The organism is Cecembia sp., assembly GCF_007126775.1.
Taxonomy (GTDB): Bacteria; Bacteroidota; Bacteroidia; order Cytophagales; family Cyclobacteriaceae; genus Cecembia.
Genome location: NZ_SLAP01000117.1, coordinates 1 through 5679, shown reverse-complemented (window position 1 = coordinate 5679; position 5679 = coordinate 1). Strand labels below are relative to the sequence as shown.

The following is a 5679-nucleotide window of genomic DNA, read 5'->3' as shown; positions in this document are numbered from 1 at the left end:
CCTTCTGATTTTCTTCGTATTATTTACCTCAAGCTTAAATGCCCAGGATGCCCGTTTTGGAATAAGATTGGGGCCGAGCTTTACCACTGTTAGTGGGGAATTTATAGATAGGAATTCTTTTATTGTAGGATATCATGCAGGAGGATATGTAAATATTAGGATTAGTGAGCATATGAGTATTGAACCGGGGCTGCAATGGGCCACCAAAGGTGCATCCAATGATTTACTTGGGGGACCTGGGGGTCCTGTTGAATTAAGAAGTAGAAACTCCTATTTGGATATCCCCATTTTGCTGAAATATGATGCTTCCAAATCAGTTTTTTTCCTGATAGGTGCCCAGCCTTCGTTTTTATTGAATTCTGCAATGATTATCCGTGTAGATGAGGGCAAAACTGTTGATAAAAGCAAATCCATTAAAGATTCATACAATGATTTTGATTTTGCCGGATTAATTGGTTTGGGATTTAATTTGGGGCTTGGGATAAATCTTCAACTGAATTACGAACACGGCTTGGTCAACATAAGGGCCGATGGAGGCTCTAATTTCAATAGGGGATTCAAATTCTCTTGGGGTAAAACTTTTTAAGGGAAATAATTTTATGGTTAAACGCTTTATATTTTTCTTTCAATTTCTCTAATAAACTCCGCCCCCTCCAGATACTCTTCGGCTGTCTGCAAATGCTCCATCATCAATGGCACCTCTGGAAAGTTTCTCAGTTCTGCAAGGAAAACACGATAATCCATTGATCCAAGACCGGGCCTGACTTCATTGAATTCGGGCATGAAAGTCCCTTGCTTTAGGATAAGGTCCTTGGCATGAATGCTTTTGATATTTGGCCCCAACTTCTTGAAACATTCTTTGATCAGATCTCCATTTCGGAAGAAGACCGCAGGGCTGACCATCATATTTACCGGATCAAGATGTACGGCAAAAGACTTCCTGTCTATGGCTTTGATCAGACGGAGGTAAGCATCGGGTGACTCGGGAAAAACCCATGGCATGGCTTCTAAAGTGAAGAAAGTCCGTGAGGGCTTTACCTCGTCAATAATCTTTCTTGTGGTCATTACAATCATTTCAAAAGTTTCATCCGAAAAGTTTTTCGGGTGTGGTCCAGCCCAGTTTTCCATATCTCTAGACCCTGCTATGTTGACACAGCATTTGGCTCCGATCTTATCTGCAAGATCCAGCGAAGCAGTGCACTTTTCAAATGCTTCTTTGGCCATTTTTGGGTCAGGACTGATGGGGTTGGACCAGGCACCGACTTCAGCAATCAGGATATCAGCATCCTTTGCCGCTTTTTCATAGGCCTTGATTTCTTGGGAGTTTGCATTTAAACCCACAGGACAATAGGCGGCACGGTATCCCAGCGTCTTCACAACTTTAACCCAGGAATCCGGGGAATCATATTTTTCGAAAACAGGTCCACCAAGCCTTAATTTGCTATCAGATTTGAAATTTGTAGCTCCTATTGGTAAATTGGCTAACATTCCCGATCCAAGAAGGGTTAGGGAAGTGACTTTGGAAAATTGCCGCCTGTTCATAGTTTTAGGTATATATATTAGAATCAATGTCTCCTATTAGGGGTGTTCTCTGTTCAATTTTCCGAAAATTAATTTTAAAACAAACCTTTTTTTTAAATTACATTTATAATTTAAAATATGAGTTGGAGGTTTTTATATGTATTTATTTTTTGCAGCGCACTGTCTATTCTCGATGCAATAGCTCAGGAAAAGGACACGTTATATCTCCGTAATGGGCAGATTATGGTAGGTAAATTGAACAGTATCAATTTGGGTGTCATTGAATTTGATGACATGGACTTGTCTTTACAAAATGTGAGGTACCATAAAATTAAAACGATTAAAGCAAGTATGGCTACTTATCGAATCCAAACTATTGATGAAACTGTGTATTATGGTGTCCTGAAACCTTCCAAAGAATATGGTAAAGTGATAGTGGATGATGGGTTTATTGAAAAATTATATCCCATCGTGAATATTTTCAACTTGGTCTCTTTAGAAAAAAGATTTATCAAAAAGATCAAAGGAACTGTTGCTCTGGGTTATTCCTATACAAAATCAAGCGATATAGGGAGATCCAATGTGGATTGGCATTTAAGGTTTACAGAACAAAAATACGAGGTAGATTTTACCGGTTCCTTTATATTTACCAATAACCAAGGTGAAAGGACAAGAGACCGGGAGTTAGTTACTTTTGGTGCATTGTATAATCTCAATTCCATTCTTGTAGCTGGAGCTGCGCTCAATTATCAAAGGAATATTGAATTGGGCTTGGCGAGCAGGTTGCAACAATTGGCTGGATTTGGTCGAAGGTTCCTATTTAAAAGTAACCTTCAGGGGACTTTGATTTCAGGAGGTGTTATCAATCAGGAGCGGAGTTTGGAAGGAAATACTACAGGTAATTTGTATGAAATTCCCGCTCAGTTCAAGTTGGATTATTTTCACTTCTCAGCACCTAACCTCTCCTTTTCTTTATTTCCTAAATTCTTTTTTGGAGTGAATCAGAACGGAAGGCAAAGGTTTGATGGAGAAGCAAGGGTCAATTGGGAAGTCATCAATAATTTGGATTTAGGACTTCAGTTCTATTCCAATTATGACAATCAGGCATTGGAAGGCAGCAATACTAACTTTGATTATGGTGTGGTATTCAATGTTGGGTATAAGTTTAAGTAGTAGTGAGTCGAAAGGTGCAAGACGGAATAGTAGGTCTGTGCATCATCCAATATGATCAGATTCTAAAATATTTATGGTTGGGTTGCCTCAACATATGGAGATTCTTGTCAGTTTTTAAATTTCTACCTATGTTTAAAATATGAAAAAGGAACAATCAAGCGAGTTTTCACCATTGGTAAATCCCGAAGAGGAGGCTTTTTTTGCAGGTCCACAGACCCGTTGGAAGGAGTTCAAAATGGTGGTAAAAGTCATGTTAGAATTCATAAGAGGTTTCAGAATGTTACATTTTGTTGGACCCTGTGTTACCGTATTTGGTTCAGCAAGGTTTGAAGAAAAAGATCCTTATTACCAATTGGCGGTGAAAGTGGGAGAAAGGGTAAGTAAAATGGGCTTTTCAGTCATGACAGGGGGAGGGCCAGGAATTATGGAAGCAGCAAATAGAGGAGCGAAGAATGTTGGTGGGAAGTCGGTGGGTTGCAATATTATCCTGCCATTTGAGCAGGCGCCCAATCCATATTTGGATAAATGGATGGATTTTAAATACTTTTTTGTAAGAAAAGTTTTGCTTTCAAAATATAGCTATGCCTTTGTAGTGATGCCGGGAGGATTTGGAACTTTGGATGAATTTTTCGAAGCGCTGACCCTGATACAGACCAATGTGATGCGGCGTTTTCCAGTGGTATTGATGTGCAGTGATTTCCACGAACATTTATATGAATATATCCAACATCTGGCTGAATATGGCACGATTAATAAAGAAGATTTGGACCTGTTTCTTTTGACTGACTCTGTGGAGGAAATGGAAGAACACCTTAGAAAATATGCGATCGAGGGATATGGACTTAAAAGGAAAGCTCCGGTCGAACCATCGGCTGTTTTGGGAGAGAAATAAAATGTCTAGGGAGATATCTAAGAAGGCTTAAGGTAAACATAATGGGACTGAATTTTATTTGGCAATGGAATCAACAAACCCTAAGGACCTTTCCAATGCCAATTTTCCGGCATCATCAAGTGTAAATTGATATTCATGTCCTAGTGGGGGCTCATGATTTTCTGGGAAAAATAAGGTGTCTATCTGCACATTTAAGTCCGATAGTTTTTGGGCTAAAAGTCTAGATTGGGGTAACAAAGGATCAATATTTCCAGCCGAAATAAAGGTGGGGGGAAATGAGCTTGTGAGAAAGTTTGTTACAGAAGCAGTTTTAGCGTATTCGTCGTTAGAAATGTCCTTTGAATCAAAGTAGGCCCACATCACAGTTCTTAAGAATGATCCAAATGCCCCTTCGATTTTTAATTTGTCAATTTCATAAATCCCACAGTACAAAAGTAAGCTCTTCAATTGGTCAGGGCGCAATCCTGGTTCTACCAGGGTATTTTGGGCATACTCAGGACTGGTTATTATATTGGCAGTGGCAGCAGCTATCATAGAACCACCTGAGTCTCCTGCAAGCACAAAATAGGATGGATCTGCATGGAATTTTTCGGAATTTGAGGAGATAAAAGCCAAAGCGCTATTGAGTTGTTTCATAGGCCTTGGATATTTTCCTTCCGGTGCGATGGTATAATCTATGGAAATTGCTACGTAACCTTTGGAAGCAAGGATTTTACAGTAATTGCTCAATTGGCTTTTGTCACCTGAAATTAAACCTCCACCGTGAGTCCAAACGATGACAGGCAATCTTTTTCCTGATTTTACTGCATCCTTGTCAAAATAGACATCTAAATAAGCATCGCTATCATTCTCGTCATATTGTACATTACTGATTGCCTTTATATTATATGGTACAAACTTTTCAAGTTCTTTATTGACCCTGATTGCTTCCTTGTTAAAAGCGTATCTGATGACCCAAACAGAAGGATAGGGTGATAACTTAAAAGCAAGGAAAATGGCGCCAACTAAAATGATTAAAACTAAGAGGGTACGTTTAATGATCTTGGTCATGAGCTTGATGTTGTGGTAAACTTTTAAATGACTATAAAGGAGCCTTCAAAATCAAACCAATATATTGCTTTTTGCAAGGGTTTTGAAATATTCAGCACTAAGTTTTGGTGTCCGCTCCAAAGTTTTGTAATCCATATAAAAGAGCCCAAATCTAATCCCGTAGCCAAATATCCATTCAAAATTGTCCATCAAACTCCAATGAAAATATCCTTTGACCGGAATTCCTTCGCTCGTGGCCCGATGTAGCTGGGTCAGATAGTTTTTCATAAACATTACCCTGTCTGTGTCTATAATTTCCCCCCCATCTGTAAGCTCATCTGTTGCGCCACATCCATTTTCGGTAATATATATTTCTTTGGCATTCCATAATTCCTTGACCAGTCTTGGTGCCCAGTATAGACTTTCCGGGCTGATAAGGTGCCAAGGCGAAGCCATGGTGGGATGACGGCCTGCATGAGGAAGCAATTCATAGCCGCTCTCATTATTGGCTGCTTGCACATACTTATTAGCGAGGTACACATTGATGCCCACAAAATCCAGAGGACTGCCAATGAGTTTAAGTTCTTCATCCGAATACTCAGGAACATCCGGGCCCAGGCTGTTTAGATAATTCTCAGTGTACTTTCCTTCCATCATTACTGTTAAAAGTCCCGCATTCAATTCGCGGGTTGCTTTTTTAGCAGCGTCAATATTTTCTTGGGTTTCAATGACAGGTACTGCGGTGACTATATTTTCCGCCACTCCGATTTGAATGGGTGATTTGGCCGCCCGTCTCATGGCTTCCACCGCCATTCCATGTGCCAGTACGGCATTGTGCCTGACCTGGGCTATATCCTTTTGTGGTAATTTTAAACCTGGTGCCAATTGTCCTTGACCATAACTTAAGTCCGTAAAGGAGTAAATTTCATTCAGCGTGAAATAATGCTTTACACGGTCACTTATTCTTTCCGTCACATAAGCCGCATACTCACCAAAAGCTTTAGACGTTTCTTTTGATTGCCATCCTCCGTATTTATCCTGCAATATTTGGGGCAAGTCCCAGT

At 39.9% G+C, this 5679-nt stretch carries 6 protein-coding genes; 3 read left to right on the top strand and 3 right to left on the bottom strand.

Annotated features, from left to right (window positions below; translation table 11 throughout):
* Nucleotides 1–586: porin family protein (locus QZT73_RS07925; protein ID WP_291787554.1), on the top strand; the 586-nt coding region annotated here is incomplete at its 5' end.
* 26 nt (nucleotides 587–612) lie between these two features.
* Here the strand turns inward: QZT73_RS07925 and QZT73_RS07920 are convergent.
* The gene (locus QZT73_RS07920; protein ID WP_291787552.1) at nucleotides 613–1542 is read right to left on the bottom strand and encodes a TIM barrel protein; all 930 of its coding nucleotides are present in this window, start codon (nucleotides 1540–1542) and stop codon (nucleotides 613–615) included.
* Between the two features lie 117 nt (nucleotides 1543–1659).
* On the opposite strand from QZT73_RS07920, the gene QZT73_RS07915 reads away from it, so the two are divergent.
* Together QZT73_RS07915 and QZT73_RS07910 are read left to right on the top strand one after the other, a co-directional pair.
* Nucleotides 1660–2694, top strand: a complete 1035-nt coding sequence (locus QZT73_RS07915; RefSeq protein ID WP_291781565.1) for a DUF481 domain-containing protein — start codon at nucleotides 1660–1662, stop codon at nucleotides 2692–2694.
* Between the two features lie 139 nt (nucleotides 2695–2833).
* Nucleotides 2834–3586, top strand: coding sequence for a TIGR00730 family Rossman fold protein (locus QZT73_RS07910; RefSeq protein WP_291787549.1), 753 nt, complete (start codon nucleotides 2834–2836; stop codon nucleotides 3584–3586).
* 54 nt (nucleotides 3587–3640) lie between these two features.
* Here the strand turns inward: QZT73_RS07910 and QZT73_RS07905 are convergent, their stop codons facing one another.
* Together QZT73_RS07905 and QZT73_RS07900 are read right to left on the bottom strand one after the other, a co-directional pair.
* On the bottom strand, nucleotides 3641–4636 hold the full coding sequence (locus QZT73_RS07905; RefSeq protein ID WP_291787547.1) for an alpha/beta hydrolase: 996 nt from the start codon (nucleotides 4634–4636) through the stop codon (nucleotides 3641–3643).
* 51 nt (nucleotides 4637–4687) lie between these two features.
* The coding region (locus QZT73_RS07900) for a family 1 glycosylhydrolase (protein ID WP_291787545.1) at nucleotides 4688–5679 on the bottom strand (992 nt) is incomplete at its 5' end.